This is a genomic window from Teretinema zuelzerae, assembly GCF_021021555.1.
GTDB lineage: Bacteria > Spirochaetota > Spirochaetia > Treponematales > Treponemataceae > Teretinema > Teretinema zuelzerae.
On the sequence record NZ_JAINWA010000003.1, the window covers coordinates 1309054 to 1330492 of the forward strand.

Sequence of the window (21439 nt, forward strand, 5' to 3'; positions counted from 1 at the left end):
CTGATGAAAAACATGAAATCCTTTCGATATATATGTGCTTTCGCGGTTTGCGTTTTTTTTGTGCAGACGGGAGCGTGGGGAGCGATTTTTACCTGGGACGGCTCGGCTGCCGACGGGCTGTGGAATACTGCCGCAAACTGGACGCTAACAGACAATACTGTTGCGGACGCCGGATTGGACGGGATTCCGAACGGAGTGGACTCGGCCCGAATTCCGCTTGCGCAAAGCATTACGACCGGCGGAGCGCTAACCGTGCAGGGGATTACCTTTACGGCCGGAGCAACGTTGACGCTGGGCGGAAACCTGACGATAAATGGCGACAACTGGGATCCGGACAACGCGCTCTATCTTGAATCAACAGGGATAACGATAAATCTGGGCGGAAACGATATAACTGCGGGAAAAACGCACTTTGGACTAGATAATCAATGCGGGTTGACGGTTAACGGGGCTGGAAATTTTACGACTAATACTGTTGACACCAGACAAACTGCGAACAACTCTCTCTTGTTGTATTCCGACGCGCGCTTCAAGATCACCTCCGGCGGATATCTCGACCATACCACCGGATCGATGCTTTTTTCCGGAGACAGTTCAAGTTCGATCGATCTGCCGACAGGGTTCACTGCACCGGCTCCGACAAATGTGACGATCGAAAATCTGCAAATTCTGGTTGCCGGAGTTTCGTTCTCCATAACAGCGACGCCGGAACTGACAACAGGACTCACGAGCGTTGTTAACATAACAGGAAGCTTTACCGACACTCAAACGTTCTTCTTTACCGCTACTGTGACAGACGCAGGAGTGACAACAAACGAGTCGTACACGATAAACGGAACTGCATACACCGATTCTGTAGCTGCAAAAACAGCCCTCGGAACGCCGGCAGCAGGTACGCCGAACACCTTCAGCAGAAACATAACCATTCCCGCGACTGTCGATGCCGGAGACGGAATACTCATTCAGTTCTATATGTCCGCCAGTTATCTCCCTATCGGATCGGTTCAGTATGTGCAGGCTGGAAAGGAATGGACGAATAACGGAGGCACCGGCGACGGTTTTTGGGCGACCGCAGTAAACTGGGACCCGGCGGGCGTTCCGACAGGGACAGACATCGTCACGATTCCTTCCGGAGGAACGCCGACTATCGCGGCGGGAACGACCGCGACAGCGAAAAGAGCGACGGTACAAACCGGGGCGACGCTTACTTTTGGAAACGGAAGCACGCTCAACGCGGATAAAATAAACAACAACGGAACCGTCATCCTGGAAGGAAGCGCAACGCTCCCATCAACCAGGACCAACGGCCTGAACAGCACCATAGAGTATGCAGGAGCCGGAACTCCGATCTGGGGATCGACGTATGAAAACCTCACAATAAACGCCAGCGGAACTATTACAGCGACGTCTGCATTGGTTGTGAATGAAGATTTAGCGGTGACAGCGGGAACGCTGACGGCGCAGGGAAATCTTTCTGTTTCGGGAGCGCTTTCAATAAGCGGCGCGGGAAGCGCGAATTTCAACGCTGGCGCGGGCGCGCAGGCCACAAGCGCGAATAGCGTCAGCTTTTCGACGACGGGAACAGTCGGCCTGGGCAACGACTCAGGAGATTCCTTTGCCGCAACGACAGGAAACCTCGCCCTCGGAGGGGCAGCGTCTTTCGCGCTCGCGGGTACGATAAATGCGGGAGGAACCATAACGCTCGGCGAAAACGCATCGCTTGCGGCCGATACGGTATTCTCCAAAGCGGCCGCGTTGACGGGATCGGTCAATATGACGACTGGAGGCAACGATCTTACCCTCACGGGAGGATTCGACTGCGACGGCAATACAATCACGCTGACCGGCGGCGGCACGCTGAACAATCCCGTTTCCATCGCAGTAGGCACCGGAACGCTGAATTTCGCAGACGGAACCCTGGCAGGAGCAGGAAGCGTTTCAATAAGCACGGGAACCCTCAAAATTACCGGGACGGCGGCAAGCCTCACGGTGACAGATAACTCGATTATTAACATGCAAGGCGCCATAACGACGTTGACGGTGAGCGGAGGGGTCCCGACGGTTACCGGAACAGGAACCGGACTTACCATTGGCGGGAATCCCGGCGGGGCGATTTCGACCGATGGTACCGTAACAATTACCGGAACCGCATTCACCGATATTACAAACTCCGGAACGCTGACTATCAGCAACGCGGCGACTTTGTCGGGCAATCTTGTAGTAACAGCGGGAAGCGTAAGCGCGAGCAGTACGCTCGGGGTCGGGGGGAATGTCGAAATCGAACTGGGAACCACGCTGAATATTGGCGGAGTTCTAACGGTTACGGGCAACTGGACAGATAACGGAGCGACTTTTACCCATAACTTGAATGGAGTCGTTTTTACGCCAGCAGCCTTGGGAACATCGACCATTACCGGCGATACTGATTTTGCTGATTTAACATGCGCGAATCAGGGAGGGGAAACTCTGTCCATCGCTGGAGATATCGGCGTGACGGGAACGCTTACCCTGAGCGGAACAGGAACAGCCGACAGGCTCATAATTACGGGCGCAGGATCGATCGATTTGACGGCTCCGCAAACTACAGGACAATATCTTCTCGTCGATCCTGACATTAATATTGCGACTAGCACATACACCGCATACTCCAGCCGAGCGAGCGGTACTCCTCCGGCAGGATGGGTTTTATATGCGTCCGCGAACGGTTCCCCGGTAACATGGACAGGGGCAGGGATTAACGCGAACTGGGATAATCCGGACAACTGGGGCGCGTTGGCTGTACCGGGAAGCGTAGACGAGGTAGTTATTCCGAATATCGGACCATCGACAAATTACCCGGTCGCGAATGTCGCGGTGAATGCCGCAGAGATTACGGTCGACGCGAATGCAGAGTTTACCGGGAACGGACAATCGATCAACGCAACCGGAGATTTCAGCAATTCGGGAACAGTCAGACTGGTCGGAACCGAATCGATAGCGATAGGCGGAACGACTACGAACGTTGCGGGAAGCACCGTCGAATATAACGGAACGGGAAGCGCGGTATGGCCGAACGACGCGTATCAGAACCTGACGATAACCGCGGCGGGCGTTGTCTCGCTGGGAACCGATGCGGTGACGGTTGCAGGAACGTTACTAAACGAAGGCGAGATCAATGTAAACGGTACGGGAAGCATCAATACATCAGACGCCGCAAACGGAACATTCCGATACAGCGGAACCGATCAGCCAGTGCCGACGCTTGATGGATACAACAACCTCATCATTGATTGCACAGGAGACGCGACTGCGGGAGGCGATATAACGGTAGGCGGGGACCTGACGTTGACGACAGGAACGCTTGTCATGGGTGCGAACGGTCTTACTGCGGCCAACATTTCAGGAGGATCAGGGATCACAACAAGTGGAGTCATTACTGCTACCGGAACTATCACAACACTGAACGCAACCACCGGAGCTACGCTTAACGGCGGCGCAGGGCTGACCATCACGAACGCAATAGCCGGCAACCCGAACCTCACCCTTACAGGAAGCATAACGCTTAACGGCGCGGTTGGAACAATTTCAAATCCGGGAACACTCACGCTAAACGGATCGTTGACATCAGGAGCCATCACCAATACCGGCACGGTCGCTGTAGGCGGTCAAGAACTTACCGCTGCAAGCATCTCTGGGGGATTGTTTCGACAACCAGCGGTATCATCAGTACCACCGGAACTATCACAACACTGAACGCAACCACCGGAGCTACGCTTAACGGCGGCGCAGGGCTGACCATCACGAATGCAATAGCCGGCAACCCAAACCTCACCCTTACAGGAGATGTGACCCTTGAAGGCTCGGTTGGAACAATTTCAAACTCGGGCACTCTTACACTCAGCGGATCGCTGACATCAGGAGCCATCACCAATACCGGCACGGTCGCTGTAGGCGGTCAAGAACTTACCGCTGCAAGCATTTCTGGGGGGATTGTTTCGACAACCAGCGGTATCATCAGTACCACCGGAACTATCACAACACTGAACGCAACCACCGGAGCTACGCTTAACGGCGGCGCAGGGCTGACCATCACGAACGCAATAGCCGGCAACCCGAACCTCACCCTTACAGGAAGCATAACGCTTAACGGCGCGGTTGGAACAATTTCAAATCCGGGAACACTCACGCTAAACGGATCGTTGACATCAGGAGCCATCACCAATACCGGCACGGTCGCTGTAGGCGGTCAAGAACTTACCGCTGCAAGCATCTCTGGGGGGATTGTTTCGACAACCAGCGGTATCATCAGTACCACCGGAACTATCACAACACTGAACGCAACCACCGGAGCTACGCTTAACGGCGGCGCAGGGCTGACCATCACGAATGCAATAGCCGGCAACCCAAACCTCACCCTTACAGGAGATGTGACCCTTGAAGGCTCGGTTGGAACAATTTCAAACTCGGGCACTCTTACACTCAGCGGATCGCTGACATCTGGAGCCATCACCAATACCGGCACGGTCGCTGTAGGCGGTCAAGAACTTACCGCTGCAAGCATCTCTGGGGGGATTGTTTCGACAACCAGCGGTATCATCAGTACCACCGGAACTATCACAACACTGAACGCAACCACCGGAGCTACGCTTAACGGCGGCGCAGGGCTGACCATCACGAACGCAATAGCCGGCAACCCGAACCTCACCCTTACAGGAAGCATAACGCTTAACGGCGCGGTTGGAACAATTTCAAACTCGGGCACTCTTACACTCAGCGGATCGCTGACATCAGGAGCCATCACCAATACCGGCACGGTCGCTGTAGGCGGTCAAGAACTTACCGCTGCAAGCATCTCTGGGGGGATTGTTTCGACAACCAGCGGTATCATCAGTACCACCGGAACTATCACAACACTGAACGCAACCACCGGAGCTACGCTTAACGGCGGCGCAGGGCTGACCATCACGAACGCAATAGCCGGCAACCCGAACCTCACCCTTACAGGAAGCATAACGCTTAACGGCGCGGTTGGAACAATTTCAAATCCGGGAACACTCACGCTAAACGGATCGTTGACATCAGGAGCCATCACCAATACCGGCACGGTCGCTGTAGGCGGTCAAGAACTTACCGCTGCAAGCATCTCTGGGGGGATTGTTTCGACAACCAGCGGTATTATCAGTACCACCGGAACTATCACAACACTGAACGCAACCACCGGAGCTACGCTTAACGGCGGCGCAGGGCTGACCATCACGAATGCAATAGCCGGCAACCCAAACCTCACCCTTACAGGAGATGTGACCCTTGAAGGCTCGGTTGGAACAATTTCAAACTCGGGCACTCTTACACTCAGCGGATCGCTGACATCAGGAGCCATCACCAATACCGGCACGGTCGCTGTAGGCGGTCAAGAACTTACCGCTGCAAGCATCTCTGGGGGGATTGTTTCGACAACCAGCGGTATCATCAGTACCACCGGAACTATCACAACACTGAACGCAACCACCGGAGCTACGCTTAACGGCGGCGCAGGGCTGACCATCACGAATGCAATAGCCGGCAACCCGAACCTCACCCTTACAGGAAGCATAACGCTTAACGGCGCGGTTGGAACAATTTCAAATCCGGGAACACTCACGCTAAACGGATCGCTGACATCTGGAGCCATCACCAATACCGGCACGGTCGCTGTAGGCAGTCAAGAACTTACCGCTGCAAGCATCTCTGGGGGGATTGTTTCGACAACCAGCGGTATCATCAGTACCACCGGAACTATCACAACACTGAACGCAACCACCGGAGCTACGCTTAACGGCGGCGCAGGGCTGACCATCACGAACGCAATAGCCGGCAACCCGAACCTCACCCTTACAGGAGATGTGACCCTTGAAGGCTCGGTTGGAACAATTTCAAACTCGGGAACACTCACGCTAAACGGATCGCTGACATCAGGAGCCATCACCAATACCGGCACGGTCGCTGTAGGCGGTCAAGAACTTACCGCTGCAAGCATCTCTGGGGGGATTGTTTCGACAACCAGCGGTATCATCAGTACCACCGGAACTATCACAACACTGAACGCAACCACCGGAGCTACGCTTAACGGCGGCGCAGGGCTGACCATCACGAACGCAATAGCCGGCAACCCGAACCTCACCCTTACAGGAAGCATAACGCTTAACGGCGCGGTTGGAACAATTTCAAATCCGGGAACACTCACGCTAAACGGATCGTTGACATCAGGAGCCATCACCAATACCGGCACGGTCACTGTAGGCGGTCAAGAACTTACCGCTGCAAGCATCTCTGGGGGGATTGTTTCGACAACCAGCGGTATCATCAGTACCACCGGAACTATCACAACACTGAACGCAACCACCGGAGCTACGCTTAACGGCGGCGCAGGGCTGACCATTACGAATGCAATAGCCGGCAACCCGAACCTCACCCTTACAGGAAGCATAACGCTTAACGGCGCGGTTGGAACAATTTCAAATCCGGGAACACTCACGCTAAACGGATCGCTGACATCAGGAGCCATCACCAATACCGGCACGGTCGCTGTAGGCGGTCAAGAACTTACCGCTGCAAGCATCTCTGGGGGATTGTTTCGACAACCAGCGGTATCATCAGTACCACCGGAACTATCACAACACTGAACGCAACCACCGGAGCTACGCTTAACGGCGGCGCAGGGCTGACCATCACGAACGCAATAGCCGGCAACCCGAACCTCACCCTTACAGGAAGCATAACGCTTAACGGCGCGGTTGGAACAATTTCAAACTCGGGCACTCTTACACTCAGCGGATCGCTGACATCAGGAGCCATCACCAATACCGGCACGGTCGCTGTAGGCGGTCAAGAACTTACCGCTGCAAGCATCTCTGGGGGATTGTTTCGACAACCAGCGGTATCATCAGTACCACCGGAACTATCACAACACTGAACGCAACCACCGGAGCTACGCTTAACGGCGGCGCAGGGCTGACCATCACGAACGCAATAGCCGGCAACCCGAACCTCACCCTTACAGGAAGCATAACGCTTAACGGCGCGGTTGGAACAATTTCAAATCCGGGAACACTCACGCTAAACGGATCGTTGACATCAGGAGCCATCACCAATACCGGCACGGTCGCTGTAGGCGGTCAAGAACTTACCGCTGCAAGCATCTCTGGGGGGATTGTTTCGACAACCAGCGGTATTATCAGTACCACCGGAACTATCACAACACTGAACGCAACCACCGGAGCTACGCTTAACGGCGGCGCAGGGCTGACCATCACGAATGCAATAGCCGGCAACCCAAACCTCACCCTTACAGGAGATGTGACCCTTGAAGGCTCGGTTGGAACAATTTCAAACTCGGGCACTCTTACACTCAGCGGATCGCTGACATCAGGAGCCATCACCAATACCGGCACGGTCGCTGTAGGCGGTCAAGAACTTACCGCTGCAAGCATCTCTGGGGGGATTGTTTCGACAACCAGCGGTATCATCAGTACCACCGGAACTATCACAACACTGAACGCAACCACCGGAGCTACGCTTAACGGCAGCGCAGGGCTGACCATCACGAATGCAATAGCCGGCAACCCGAACCTCACCCTTACAGGAAGCATAACGCTTAACGGCGCGGTTGGAACAATTTCAAATCCGGGAACACTCACGCTAAACGGATCGCTGACATCTGGAGCCATCACCAATACCGGCACGGTCGCTGTAGGCGGTCAAGAACTTACCGCTGCAAGCATCTCTGGGGGGATTGTTTCGACAACCAGCGGTATCATCAGTACCACCGGAACTATCACAACACTGAACGCAACCACCGGAGCTACGCTTAACGGCGGCGCAGGGCTGACCATCACGAACGCAATAGCCGGCAACCCGAACCTCACCCTTACAGGAGATGTGACCCTTGAAGGCTCGGTTGGAACAATTTCAAACTCGGGAACACTCACGCTAAACGGATCGTTGACATCAGGAGCCATCACCAATACCGGCACGGTCGCTGTAGGCGGTCAAGAACTTACCGCTGCAAGCATCTCTGGGGGGATTGTTTCGACAACCAGCGGTATCATCAGTACCACCGGAACTATCACAACACTGAACGCAACCACCGGAGCTACGCTTAACGGCGGCGCAGGGCTGACCATCACGAATGCAATAGCCGGCAACCCGAACCTCACCCTTACAGGAAGCATAACGCTTAACGGCGCGGTTGGAACAATTTCAAATCCGGGAACACTCACGCTAAACGGATCGCTGACATCTGGAGCCATCACCAATACCGGCACGGTCGCTGTAGGCGGTCAAGAACTTACCGCTGCAAGCATCTCTGGGGGGATTGTTTCGACAACCAGCGGTATTATCAGTACCACCGGAACTATCACAACACTGAACGCAACCACCGGAGCTACGCTTAACGGCGGCGCTGGGCTGACCATCACGAACGCAATAGCCGGCAACCCGAACCTCACCCTTACAGGAGATGTGACCCTTGAAGGCTCGGTTGGAACAATTTCAAACTCGGGCACTCTTACACTCAGCGGAGCCCTCGATGTGAACGGCAACCTCAACATAACAGCGGGAATACTTGCTGCAAACGGCAACAACATCACGCTCGCGGGCAACTGGACCAATAGCGGAACTTTTACCTCAGGAGGCGGCACGCAGACTGTCACCTTTGACGGCGCGACTAATCAGTCGATCGTCTCGGGGGCAGCAAGCTTCAATAATCTAGTTGTTAACAAGACAGCTGGCACACTTAACCTCGGAACAATAACTTTTAATGTTACCGAAGCAATGAATGTACTACAGGGAGCGTTTTCGCAAAACGGCGATAATACAGCGCCTCCTCTTCCCGCCAGAATTCAAACACTCGGTTCGCTGACCGTTGGAGCAGGGGCAACCTGCGTGTGGGATAATCCGGCTGCCGGCGGAGATCTGACGATTAATGGAAACCTCGTAAACGGCGGAACGTTGAACTTCAATAACAAGCAGGTAACGATCGGGGGAACGGTGACGGGAAACGTGACGTTCCTGGATCTTATCATACCGAGCGGAAAAACGGTTGCGCAGCAACCAGCTTCAAGCATAAGGGTTCTGAGACATTTCACTATTGAGAATGGCGGATTTTATGTCCACAACGGGATGCCGTTGATTCTTGGAGGCGGCTCCATAATAACGGGCACTATACGCGATGATAATGCTGCGCTGAACGTTCTTCAGAGTCTTGGCGCGGTAACGATCGATTCAGGCGGAGCGGGAACTGTCAAAACGCTACAAACAGATATTGAAGCCGTAAGCATAACAGTGAATGCAAACGCTTCTGCATCAATTACCGGAAGCTCACTCACCGTGAACGGAAATCTCTCCGGAACCGGAACCGTGACGGCGGCGGGAAGCCAGAACATCGACGTGAACGGAAACCTTTCGACGGCGACGGTAAATCTCAACACATCGAGTGCGACGATAAATATAACAGGAAACTTTACGCCGGCGGCATTCACTGCCGGAAACTCCACGGTTATCTTCGACGGCGCCGGATCGGTCATCGACAGGCCGGCAGGCGGTTACTCGTTCTACAATCTGACGATGGCCCTGAGTTCTGCGGCGTCGCTGCTTCAGGCATCCGAGGAAATCACCGTGACGAACCAGTTCACGATGACGAGCGGGGATTTCTGGGCAGGAACTTTCACCCATCTGATAGCCGGGAACTGGAATTCTTCGGGAGAGGACGTGACGTGGAACGAGACATCTGCGGGAAGTTCCACGATCCGGATGACGGACGGGGCGCCGAACATAACAGCAAAAGCAGCCGACCGATTCTACAACCTGATCTTGAACTCGGGCGGAACAATCGCGGCCTCGACGCCAAGCGGAACCGTAACAGTGCTCGGCACGTTTACGGCCGCGGCGAACGGAACGGGCGGAACTCTTATCCTTACAGGAAACGACACGCTTTCGGTCGCGGGAGCTTTCGACCTCCGTCCCGGAACTACGGGCGCGAGTCTGACGGAAAACACAAGCACAGTCGTTCTTGCGGGATCCGGAGACCAGACGGCGAGAACCAACAACCAATCATTCAACAACCTTACCATCAACGGACGGTCAAGCGGAACGGTGACTTTCACCGACGCGCTGAATGTCACGAACCCAGCTGCGGGACTGACCGCAGGAGCGGGCGCCTACAATATAGCGATCAACGACGGCGGCTCGGCGGCGAATTATGTCACCTTCAATAACACCGGAACGCTTACCATCAACACCTCAGATGCGGAAACCTTCTCGCTTCCGCTGGGAGCCGAAAAGACCTCGGGAGAAAAGATTCTCTCCGGAACCATCGCGCTATCCGGCGCGGCGAACTTCAACTTCGGGACGGCAGGACAGGTTTCCATTCCGGTGAATTGCAGGATCGGGGGATCGACGGGAACCATTACGCTCCGGGACGCCGTGATCGAGAACGGGGCGACCCTGACGCTCGGAAACGCGGGAACCGCATCGGCTAACGTCATAGCCCTTAACTCTACGAGCGGTACGGCGGGCGGAACCCCGTCGAACATAACATTCGACAATCTGAACGCGAATGTTACAGTCGCGGGGAACATCGGAACGGACATCGGAACGGTCAGCCTCGTTAAAACCGGAGGACTCGCGAGATTCGCCGGAGACATTTCCGCTGCGACTCTTTCGACGAGCGCAGGCGCGTTCAATATCAGAATCGAAGGCGGAACTGGAACGGCAACCGCCACGACGATCACGAACGCTGCCGTCTTCAACAACTCGGGATTCCTCGCGCTCGGAAACGCCCTGGATGACGAGTTCGTCTTTGCCGCGGGCTTTACGCATACAGCCGGCGCGACGGAGCTCTTCGGCGACTTCAATACGACGAACGCAGCGATAAGCCTCGCGGCGGCGACGCTTGCCGGACAGACTGAAATAACGACCTCGACCGCAGCGGCATCGGGCGGAACCATTACGATGGCCTCGCTCGCCGGACCCTTCGCGCTCGGCGTAACGGCGGGAACCGGAAACATTTCGATTACCGGCGCGACCGGAGCGAACGACGCGACGAGACTCGGCGCGATAACTATCAGCTCGGCGGGAAACGCGAGCTTCGGCGGCGCGGTCTACTGCCAGAGCCTCGCGCAAACCGCGGGAAGCGGAACGACGAGCTTTGCCGGCATTCTCGACATGAGCGGAGCGGCGGGAGCAGACCTTAACGGAACGAACTTCTCGTTCGCCGGAGCGGTCGCGTCGGCAGGCCCGCTCGACATAACGCACACGGGAACGCTCATTCTCCCGGACGCGGCGGACTGCGTTCTCCAGGGACGCTTCCTCCAGGACGGCGCCGGCACGGTTTCGCTCGGGGCCGATATTTCCACAACCGGAGACGCGATAACCTTCACAGGGCCGATCACGCTCACGCACAACGCGGCGTTCAACGCGACCGCGGGAGGAAGCGCTGCCGGAGCCGACGTGCTCCTCGACGCGGGGGCAACGCTCGACGGACCCTTTAACCTTGCAATCGAGGCGGGAGCAGGAACCATCGTGTTCAGCGAAAACATCGGAGCGTCCCAGGCCGTCGGCGACGGAACGGGAGCTTCGGTAACCGCGATCACTTCTGCGACTGCAGCTGACGCGGTCTATTTCCCTGGAACCGTACGGACCAACAACGGACTCAGCGTTCAGGGAAACGCGACGGCGACGGAAAACATCTCGGTGCTCGGAAGCGAAACGGGAACAGTATTCACCAAAAACACAGTGCTCGACGGACTCGATTTCGCGAGCGCGGGAAGCATAACATTCGGAAGCTCGGCGGCGAACACCCTCGTGTTGTCGGCGGGGGCGGTGCTCATCGACGCGGACGGCTCGCTCACCGTGAACGCGCGAACGGACGGGGCGCAGGATTTGACGCTCGCAGTAACTGGCGGCTCGATCTTCAACGGAGCGGTTGGAAGCGCGACCGCGATCGGCGACGGAACAGGCGCTTCGATTACGATCAACTCTACCGGAGCCACGCTCTTCGAAACGGGCGCGACAGTAAGGACGGCGACGGGAATCTCGCAGGCGAACGCTGCGGGAACCGTTACCTTCAGGGCGAACGTCTCGGTGCTTTCGGCCGAGACGCCTTCTGCCTTCCAGGGAAATCTCGCGATCAACACGGCGGAGGACTTTGCGTTCGATACGGCGGGAGAACTCGCAATCGGAAACGCGGCGACCAACACGCTCGAGGTAACCGGAGCGGCCGGAAATACGGCGACTTTCAGAACGAGGGATCCGGCGAACGGAAGGATTACGCTTAACTCCGCGGCGTCTTCTGCCCTTTCGGTCAGGATCGAAAACGCAGGAGTTTTCAGAACCAACGAGGACGCGGACTTGACGCTTTCCGGAAGCGCGGCGTTCACGCAGACTGCTCCGGCCGCGCCAATCGCGACGATAACCGATAACCGGGCGATGATCGCCGGAAGCATCGCGAGCGCGGGAGGAGCGATCCGCTTCGACTCCGAAACCTTCATCTTTGGCAGCGCGGGAGACATGACGCTCGAAGCCGCCGGAAACGCCGCAAGCGATTCGATCTACTTTGCGCAGGATCGCCACGTCGCGGCCGGAGACGGAACGGCCAACAAGACGGTCGTGTTCGGTTCTCCTGCGAGCTCGGGAAGAAACATCATACTGACCCAGGGACGGCTCGGCTTCGGAACTACCGCCGCGCGAAGGGCGCTTACATCGGCGCTCGACCAGGTCTATTTGAACGGAAACCCCGCCGACATGTTCGCGGACGCGGATTCAGGGGTCGCCTCGCTCCGCGCGTACGAAAATGCCGCGAGGGCCGGGCTTACGGCTTCCGTGAACGGCTCGGTCAGAAACGCCTACCCGGACGGAAGCGCGATTCCGGCTCTCTATACGGGTGAAATCGACGGCGCGACCTTGTCGGGAAAAACTATTTTTATCGGGAAAAACTTCTATGCGAACGGAACGGATTTCGCGGCGGCAGACGCGGCGAATCCCTGGACGATTTCGCTGCCGGACAATAACGACGCTCTCGCCGCCTTCGCGGAAGCCTACCGCTCGGAAATCGCAAACTCGCGCGTAACCGTGCAGGGTTCGGAGGCGACCGGCGCGGCCGGCGATTTCTTCGCCTGGGTGAGCGCGGCGGAGAATTGCACCGACGGCGGCGGAAACGCGGTCGCGGCCTCTGACGACGGAACGCTCAGCGTCTCGGCGGGCTGGTCGTTCTCGCGACCCTACCTGCTCGCGGAAAACTCAAGCCTCGCTACCGGCGCGGCATTGAGCGGAACGTATACGGTGTTCGACGACGTGGTGCGAGTGGAGTTCCGCGACGAAGCGGGCAACGCGCGGAGAATTGAAAACTCCCGCGGAGAGATCGCACAGGCGGTCGCGAACGGAGCGGTCACCTTCAACGGCGACGGAACCGCGCGAACCGCATTCTCCGGCGCGTTCAAGGACCCTGCCTGCACGGTCGGAACAGACGACGTTTCCATCCCGAACGAAAAGGGAGAACTCGTAGACCTTTCGGTATTTTATCTCAGAACCGATCCGGCGGATCCGGCCCAACGGTGGAACACTGACGCGACAGGAATGTCCCCGGGAGACGTAGACGCATCGGATGGAACAACCAGCTCAGACCGAGGACGAAACGCGGACGCGACCTACGCGGCGGCTTCTCCGGCGACCCGGAACAGCGTGCCCGATATGGAAATCAGCAAGGCGACCGCCCTCCTCTACCAGACGCTCCGGGACGAACACAAGAACCGGATCGCGCGATATACCGGAGAAAGCGCGACACCGGCCGCGGCGAACGCCCTTCCCGGCGCGAGATTCACGGCGACGGGTGACCGCTGCCGCCCCGCCCTCGTGGAAGTTCTCGCCGGGCAGGAACTCCACGTCTCGGACCCGAAAAACAACGCGGCGAATTACTTCGCCTGGGACGGACACAACTACCTGGAGCTTCGCTGGTCCGAACCGGTCGATATCGGCGGCCTCGCTGATTCCGGCGCCCTCGCGCGAAATGTGCGAAGCACCAGCGACTTCGACGCTTCCACGCCCTACGGCGGAGCCCTCCGCATGAGCGGCTCTAGCCTCGTGCTTTCCGGATACTTCACCGCCCTGCAGGGTGCGGCCCCGGAAGCGCTCGCCTGGCAGGACGGAACGCGAAACCTCGTTTCTGCACCGGCGGACGCAGCAGACGCGCTCACCGCGAACTCTCTGTACCGCATCTTCGATCTCGCGTCCACCCAGGCAAAACTCGAGGGCGGAACGCTCGCGGAAGCGGCCCATCCCCACCGCCTGCGCGTCTACCTCGCCGGCTACGCGGACGCCCTCCCGGCGAACGCCGCCGCATGGAAGTGGTTCTGGCCCGGCTATATAGAAAACATCTCCGACCCGACCGGAGCGGAAATCCGCGCGGCCGCGAACTCCCTTATCCGCGACCGGGCGGCCTACGCGAACGCGGTGGAAGCATACGCCGACGCCGATTCGGTTTACGGCAGAACGACAGCCTCGGGAATCGAGGCCGCCACGTCAAATAAAGCCGCGATCGCCGCCGCCCGCCACGACGCCGGCGGAACGGAACGCAGCTGGGACACCGTGTTCCCTGACGTCGCAGCCTTCCGCACGCGGACCGGCTGGACCGAATCGCGAACCGTATTCGAATCGAGCCCGGTGGACACCAACAGCGACGGTTTCATGGACCGCGTGGAATTCCACGTATTCGACGACCTTCCCGCGTACGCGGAAACGGAAGACTGGCAGTGGGTCAGCTCGCGCGGATGGTACGCGGGAAGCGGACGCGACGACTCGGACCTCGCCCTGGCCGTGCCCGACCAACGCGGCGGCATGAGAAGCGCCTCGGCCCTCTCGGGAATCGCCGGAGACGGATCGTTCCAGGTCAGCGCGGCCGGCTTCTCGTTCTCGAACGCGGCTACAGGACTGACCAACGCGTACAGCACGGAAATCGGAACGACCGTCACGGACAACATCTTCAACCCCGACGGAGTCGTCAGCCTCATGGACGACGGATATCTCGCGGTATTCCTTTCTGGCCTCCAGTGGCGTATGACCGAGCAGATGTACTACGCCTACAACGAAAGCGCGAACTGGCTCACCGACCACGCGGGACTCAGGCTCAAGAGCCACGGCCCGCGCATGTGCCTCAACAAGACGCCGCCTGAGTTCACCTTCACCGTGCAGCCCATGACCCTGCCGGGTGCCTCGAGCCCGACCGACCGCCGGCTCTACATCCTCTTCTCCAAGCGCGTAGACGTGCAGGGGCTTGAACAAAAGCTCCGGCTCATCGACTCGAACGGCGACAACCTGATCGACCAAACCGTGCCCGCGCAATCGCCGAGTTCGGGAGCGTCCGGCGCGGACGCCTCCTGGGACGCAGTGGTCGCCCTGACGCGCGACCTCACCCTCCAGGAAATCCAGAGCCTCGTAGTCGCGCCTGAACCGGTATCGAAAATCGACCCCGACACGGGAACGACCTTCCAGGTTTCGGACATCGTAGACGAACAGCTGAACGCCATGCGGAGCGACTCGACCCATCGCGTCACCGACTTCGGCATCAACCTCGCCATGCCGCTGTACGCATCGGACGGCATCAACGCCGACGGAACCTTCGGCGCCGGACAGGGAGCGCTGCGCACCTTCGACGGAACCGGACGGCTCCTCGACCGCGACATCACCCTCTCGGTGCAGATCAATACGGGAACGACAGCCGACGTCGCCGCCTCCTCGAGCATGCAGGTCTACTTCGACGTAAACCCGGACAGCCTCGCCTACCCGGTTCTCTTCAACGACCTCTTCTCCGCGGGGCTCAAGATATGGCTGCCGGCGATACTGCCCTCGTTCAACAACAAGGCGAACTTCGAAGCCCGCTCGCTCACGCCGGAGGTCACGCGAGACAACGGCAGGATCAGGAATTTCATCCTCCCCTCGAGCGACGCGGAAATCAAAACGGGGGCAAAGGTGGAGTTCATCTTCAAGTACGGAGACCTCTTCTGCGCCCGCCTTTCAGATCCGGCCGACATCACCAGCGTCGACCCCTGGCGCTTCTCGATCTCCGCCCTGAAAACGCAGCGCGGCGGCGTGACGATTCTGAACAACGTCATCGACTCGAACAAGCGCGAAAAAACGCTCCTGACGGTCGAAATGCCCAAGTCCGGAAACCTCGTCATCCACGTCTTCACCATGGACGGCAACATCGTGCGCACGCTTGAACGCAACAAAAAAGGAGCCGGCACCTACACCTACTCCTGGGACGGAACGAACCTCGCCGGAAACCCCGTCGCCCGCGGAATGTACTTCATCCGCGTCGTCGGCCCGGAAATGGACGAGATTCGAAAAGTCATGGTTGTAAAAGAATAAAGACCGAGGCAGGAAGGGCAACGGGAGGCGGCGCCGCACGGTCGGAGCCCCCTCCCGGCCAGTCCTTGCCGGGGCGCATCGCTCCTCGCCGCCCGTCAGCCGATTGCGGCCGCGGCGGCTGCCCCGCTTACCGACAGAGTGCCGCGCTTACCGGCGGCGTGTCACGCTTACCGGCGGCTGTCGCGCTTACCGGCTACGAATTCCTCACATACGATCTGATCAGCATCTTAAAAAGTTCCTGACTATAGTGAAACGCTTTTTCCTTTTTCTCGAATTGAGAGTCGAATTCCTCTGCTTCACGCCTGTCAAAGTCGAACGCATCGCTTTGTTGCGCTTTCCACTTTTTGCCGCCGAGGAAACCATCCCGAGTTTCCAGCACTAATAAGCCCAAGGGAAATTCGCCGGCCATGTTGCTTACGTTATAGTCGATCCCGTTTTTAAACCCGTGCGTGCAATAATTGTGAGGATCGCCGTAAATTGTAATCGCCGGTATTTCTCTTTCTTGCACTATCTGCCTGGTTTTTCGTATGAGCGCGCTGCCGATTCCTTTTCTCTGATAATCGGGATGCACGCATAAGGGGCCGAAAGAAACGGTCTCGACCTTTTCTCCGTCTTCGCCGTGCAAATACGATTCGGTATACATGATCGATCCGACTATTTTTCCGTCTGCTTCGGCGATATAATCGAGTTCCGCAATAAAATCCTTATGACCGCGCAAGATATGGCATAAATAGTGCTCGTCGCATCCGGGACCATAGAGATTCCAAAAAGCTTCTCGCGTCATTTTTTCTACTTCCAGATAATCTCGCGGTTCTTCCAAACGCAGTTTGATGTCCATGCAATCCTCTTTATTTCACGAATGATCCAACCCTGATCAAACAGCTCCGGGCGTTAGGCGCTGCATCGCTTTACAACTTCTTTTAACTCTGCCATCGAATCGATTATTCTATAGTCGGCGTTCTCTTTTGTTTCCTGATGTCCGTTTCTGTATATAACGCAATCGGCTCCGATTGCCTGCGCTGCTTCGTAATCATGAAACATATCCCCGATGAAAAGAATTTTATCTTCTTTGCCGAATTCCGTTCTCAATTCTTTCGCCTTCTCAATTTTACTCACAACGGAAAAATCGTCGTTGCCGACTATCTTTTTGAAATACCGGGAAATGTTCTTTTCGGAAACCTGTACGTCCAAACTTTTCTGTTCGGAAGCGGAAACGATGTATTGGTCAATGTTGCATCCGTCGATATATTCCAGGATGCCTTCTATTTCATTCGTCAACAGCATGGAGCTGAATCTTTGCTTATAGAGATGGTTGTACTCTTTCGCGATCGATTCAAACGATTCTTCCGAAAAATCGAATCCGATATCCATATAAAAGCTCTTGATCGGCATTCGGAAGAACCGTTTATACGTCTCTTTGCCGATAACCGGCAGAGACCGCTTTTTCAACAACTCGTTCACAATGGAGATATTCTCGTCGACATCGTTCAGCAAGGTGCCGTTCCAATCCCATACAACTAATGAATACACGTTAACTCCTGAATGCCGTGAAATAGCCTCATGCATTAAATCAATTTTTTTTCGTACGCAAAAAATAATGCTCGCCCTCGTATGCAGAGCCTTCATGGAAGCCTGTTTCCGCTAACGCTTTGCGCCTTTCAACGGCTTGGGGCATTGCCTTGGTGGCAATCGCATCAACCCCGAACAGATCAAAAAAGTTTTCGCCGCATACGTTAAATAGTTCGGCTAAATAACGGGCGTTTTCATATCCGGACAAAATATCGACACGAAGAATTCCTGTTGTAACTTTGTATGTTCCTACATACCCGAACATTTCCACTGTTCCGACAGCTTTGGACAAGGATCTATCCACAATCGCAAAGCGTATAAACTCTTGTTCGGAATAAGCAAAGAGCCAGGCTTTAATGCATTGAACCATGTCCTCGATTCGATACATGCAAAAATCGCCGGAACACCTGTCGGTATTAAACAGCGGTTGCGCCTTGCCGTCCGAATAGCATTTAAGCAGATCTTCTGAATCGGATTCAGATACGAGTCTTAACAAAAAGCTGTCTGTTTCAAAAACAGGGCATTCATCATAGGGATTTTTCACGGAAACTCTCCTCGTCATAAAGAACAATTAAACTCCGGCGCTCACTCGAGAGAGAAGGACGCGAACTCGGCCCGACCTTCTCCTTCGTAGCGGAAATAGAGAGGATGAGTTCCGTCGGGAACTGAGAGTTCCGAACGGTATTCGGTCCATACGTTCGTAAAGTCGACTGCGAGTAGCGCGGCCGCAGGACCGCCGGGCGACGTTGAAACTACGAAGGAGCCGCGGCAGTAGCCCCGGACGCTCATGCGGATCGAACGAGCGCCCGCGAAGTCGAAGTATTTAAATCCCGCGACGGCTCCGTCCATCATGTTGGCGATATATCCGTCAACCTCGTCCCCGTCCCTGCCTTCCTGAGTGATATGAGGGAAGCGATTGTCCGCGACGGCGGCCTGCGCGGTATAGAGGGACGGAACTGCGCACCAGAGATTGCAGGCCATGTACGCGGGATATTCGCCGCGGCCGGCAAGAGGCTTTCCGGATAAGCCCTGCGACGTCATCTCTGCCTGGACGAACGATCCGTCCGCGAGACGGGCGATCGGTTCCGCGCAGCCCTGCCGGCAGAAGGTCGTGCCGTGGGTATGTCGGTGGTAGAAGACGTAGAAACGCCCGCCTATCTCGACGAGGCTGCCGTGGTTGTTTCCGCCGTAGTACGCGGGAGTCTCCGACTCCTTATATCCCCCGATGTGAAGGTCGTTGTTGCTGACGAGTACGCCTCCGTACCGGAAGCCTCCGTCGGGCCGATCGCTCGTCGCGTAGCAAAGCTCGTGCATGACGATGGACGAGTAGATGAAATAGTAGATATCGCCGAATTTCCTGATGCTCGCCGCCTCGAAGTACTCATGGCCCTCGAACCCCGAACCCTTCGAAAAAGGTTCGCTCGGAAGCAGATTTTCCGGTCCCCTGATAAGGGTGAGCATGTCGGGACCGATCACGCTCGCCATCGGTCCGGTGCGGGAGGCGTCGCCGCGGGCGCAAAAGCCGGTATAGAGATAGGTCTGATCCCCTTCTGTAAGCACGCCGGGGTCGAATTGGGGTTCGTCTCCCGGAACGGCGCCGAGAAGGCCTCCGTCGGGACGGCGGACGTATCCGTAAAACGAAAAGGGGCCGGCGGGCCGGTCGGACACGGCCACCGACACGACAGAAACCTTGTCCAGAACGTAGTACAGGTAATAGCGGCCGTCAGGCCCCTGAGTCGCGTCGGGAGCGTAGAGGCACATCGCGCCCGCGGGGTTCAGAGGATCGTCGGTTTTTTTGTAGATGACGCCTTCGAAGGTCCAGAGCGTAAGATCATTCACCGGAGCCGACCAGCATACATAATCGCCGAGGCAGAAAACATGGCCGTTGAAATAGTCATGGGATCCGTACACGTACACGCGGTCGCCGAAAACGTGCGGCTCTCCGTCCGGTACGTATTCCCAGGAAGGAAGATAGGGGTTTCCGCGTGTTCTGTATGTTTTCATGTCGGCTAGTATACACGCGGTTTATTATCGTTGAAACCGAAAAATTTATTTTTTAGGCACCCGTTCGCACTTTTTTTTACCCGGCAATCGCATGAACACTCATCAGGCTACGCCCGTTATTCGATACAAGAGGGATCGATATTTTGCCTTGCCGAAATATGCGAACTAATACGCGAAGACACTCGCATCTCTTTCTTGCCGGTTTACAGCCAAGACGTCCGGGCAAAAACGCGAAATCCCGGGCGTTTTTCAATACCCGTCCGCATACGCCCGCAACTCCGGTTGCGCCAACAGAACGCGCCCGGGGCTGGAATCAGTTAGGTCGAGGATAAGTTCGAGAACTTCATCTGGATATTCTTCGGTAAATTGTGGATTACCTTCTGATGAAACCCAGGCTACAATTTTTCTCCATCCGGAACCGGAGGAATACAGATACTTTCCATCCTGAACAACGAGCGTGTCCTGTTGTGTAGTCTGCAATTGCTTGAAAGTCACTCTAAGAGTATCGAGATGATAGGGCGCCGGTATCGCGTCAACCAGGGGATCTTCCCGTATCCACACTGAAAAGCGATACAGCATATTCATTAGAGGAGGATTTGTTTGATTCGGTGCGAGAAGAAGCCTCAATCGAGGTTGTTGGAGACTCCGCCGAATCCGAAAATCGTCGATAACCATAGAAATCAAACCGCTATTATTCTGAATTGTAAACTGATTCGGATCAGCCGCGGAAAAGTTCACTTTTTCGGTTCCATACGTTTCAACATTTGCAGTCAAACCGATTGGCGTCTCATTGATGAAAAAAGATTTAGAAGCATCACTTATCGGCTCATTTTTAATCCATGCAAAAAACAAGTCGTAAGAGGCGGTCGGGTCTACTATTCCGTCCGCGAGAGAAAGATTCCATATCGCTGTCTCTCCCGTGTTTCCACTATAAATAGATAGCGAACGTCCATGGATGTTTCCGCTTCCCTCGAAGGTCCGGAACGAGGTTACTGAAATAGTGGTAACCCATCCAGCGGGCGGATAGGTATCGTCTGTAGTTCCCTCGAAATCGCCGCCGGTAACAAGGTTGGCGAGTTCGAGGCGGTAGACGGGGGCGTTTGCGGAGAGGCCGTCGGGGAGGGCTGAGCCGTAGCCTGAGGCTCCGGCGGTTTTGTAGTTAGCGTCTGCTACAGGAGTCAGGGTCATGTAGGGGTACGGGTTCCCGCCGGCCCAGTCGGTGGCGTAGCGCCAGGCGAAGTCCCATTGGCCGGTAACAGGGTCTTCAGGATCGGCGACGGGATCTGTGACCGGAACCATGGCGTCGAACCCGATCGATTCGATGAAGTTGGCTTCGCCGTAGTATTCGTCGGAAAAACTGCGTTTGTAGGTAAACAAATCGCAGGAGGAAAAAAGGAACAAGGAAGCCGAAACCGCGCAAAACGCGGACAGACAAGCGGAAATACTGATTGAAAACAGGTGTAACCGTTTCATGGCGCCTCTTGTTTCA

At 56.3% G+C, this 21439-nt stretch carries 8 protein-coding genes; 3 read left to right on the forward strand and 5 right to left on the reverse strand.

Annotated features, from left to right (window positions below):
• The first annotated feature begins 3 nt into the window (after positions 1-3).
• The 3 genes from K7J14_RS13045 to K7J14_RS13055 all read left to right on the forward strand — a co-directional run bounded on the left by K7J14_RS13045 (position 4) and on the right by K7J14_RS13055 (position 16377).
• Entirely contained in the window at positions 4-3732 is a 3729-nt protein-coding gene (locus tag K7J14_RS13045; protein ID WP_230757150.1) for a beta strand repeat-containing protein, read from the forward strand.
• 92 nt (positions 3733-3824) lie between these two features.
• Positions 3825-6641 (forward strand): beta strand repeat-containing protein, encoded by a 2817-nt coding sequence (locus K7J14_RS13050; protein ID WP_230757153.1) that lies wholly within the window; start codon positions 3825-3827, stop codon positions 6639-6641.
• Positions 6642-7086: 445 nt separating this feature from the next.
• Positions 7087-16377 carry a FlgD immunoglobulin-like domain containing protein gene (locus K7J14_RS13055; protein WP_230757156.1) on the forward strand — a complete coding sequence of 3097 codons (9291 nt, stop codon included), beginning with the start codon at positions 7087-7089 and terminating at the stop codon, positions 16375-16377.
• A 193-nt stretch (positions 16378-16570) separates the two neighbouring features.
• Here K7J14_RS13055 and K7J14_RS13060 read toward each other — a convergent pair whose 3' ends face one another.
• The 5 genes from K7J14_RS13060 to K7J14_RS13080 all read right to left on the reverse strand — a co-directional run bounded on the left by K7J14_RS13060 (position 16571) and on the right by K7J14_RS13080 (position 21423).
• Entirely contained in the window at positions 16571-17215 is a 645-nt protein-coding gene (locus K7J14_RS13060) for a GNAT family N-acetyltransferase (RefSeq protein WP_230757159.1), read from the reverse strand.
• A gap of 53 nt (positions 17216-17268) precedes the next feature.
• Complete coding sequence (locus K7J14_RS13065) at positions 17269-17907, reverse strand: HAD family hydrolase (protein ID WP_230757161.1); 639 nt, start codon at positions 17905-17907, stop codon at positions 17269-17271.
• 40 nt (positions 17908-17947) lie between these two features.
• A complete protein-coding gene (locus K7J14_RS13070; RefSeq protein ID WP_230757165.1) occupies positions 17948-18490 on the reverse strand; it encodes a GNAT family N-acetyltransferase in 543 nt (180 codons plus the stop codon).
• Between the two features lie 41 nt (positions 18491-18531).
• On the reverse strand, positions 18532-19950 hold the full coding sequence (locus tag K7J14_RS13075; RefSeq protein ID WP_230757171.1) for a family 43 glycosylhydrolase: 1419 nt from the start codon (positions 19948-19950) through the stop codon (positions 18532-18534).
• Between the two features lie 249 nt (positions 19951-20199).
• Positions 20200-21423, reverse strand: a complete 1224-nt coding sequence (locus tag K7J14_RS13080) for a hypothetical protein (protein ID WP_230757173.1) — start codon at positions 21421-21423, stop codon at positions 20200-20202.
• Between the last annotated feature and the right edge of the window lie 16 nt (positions 21424-21439).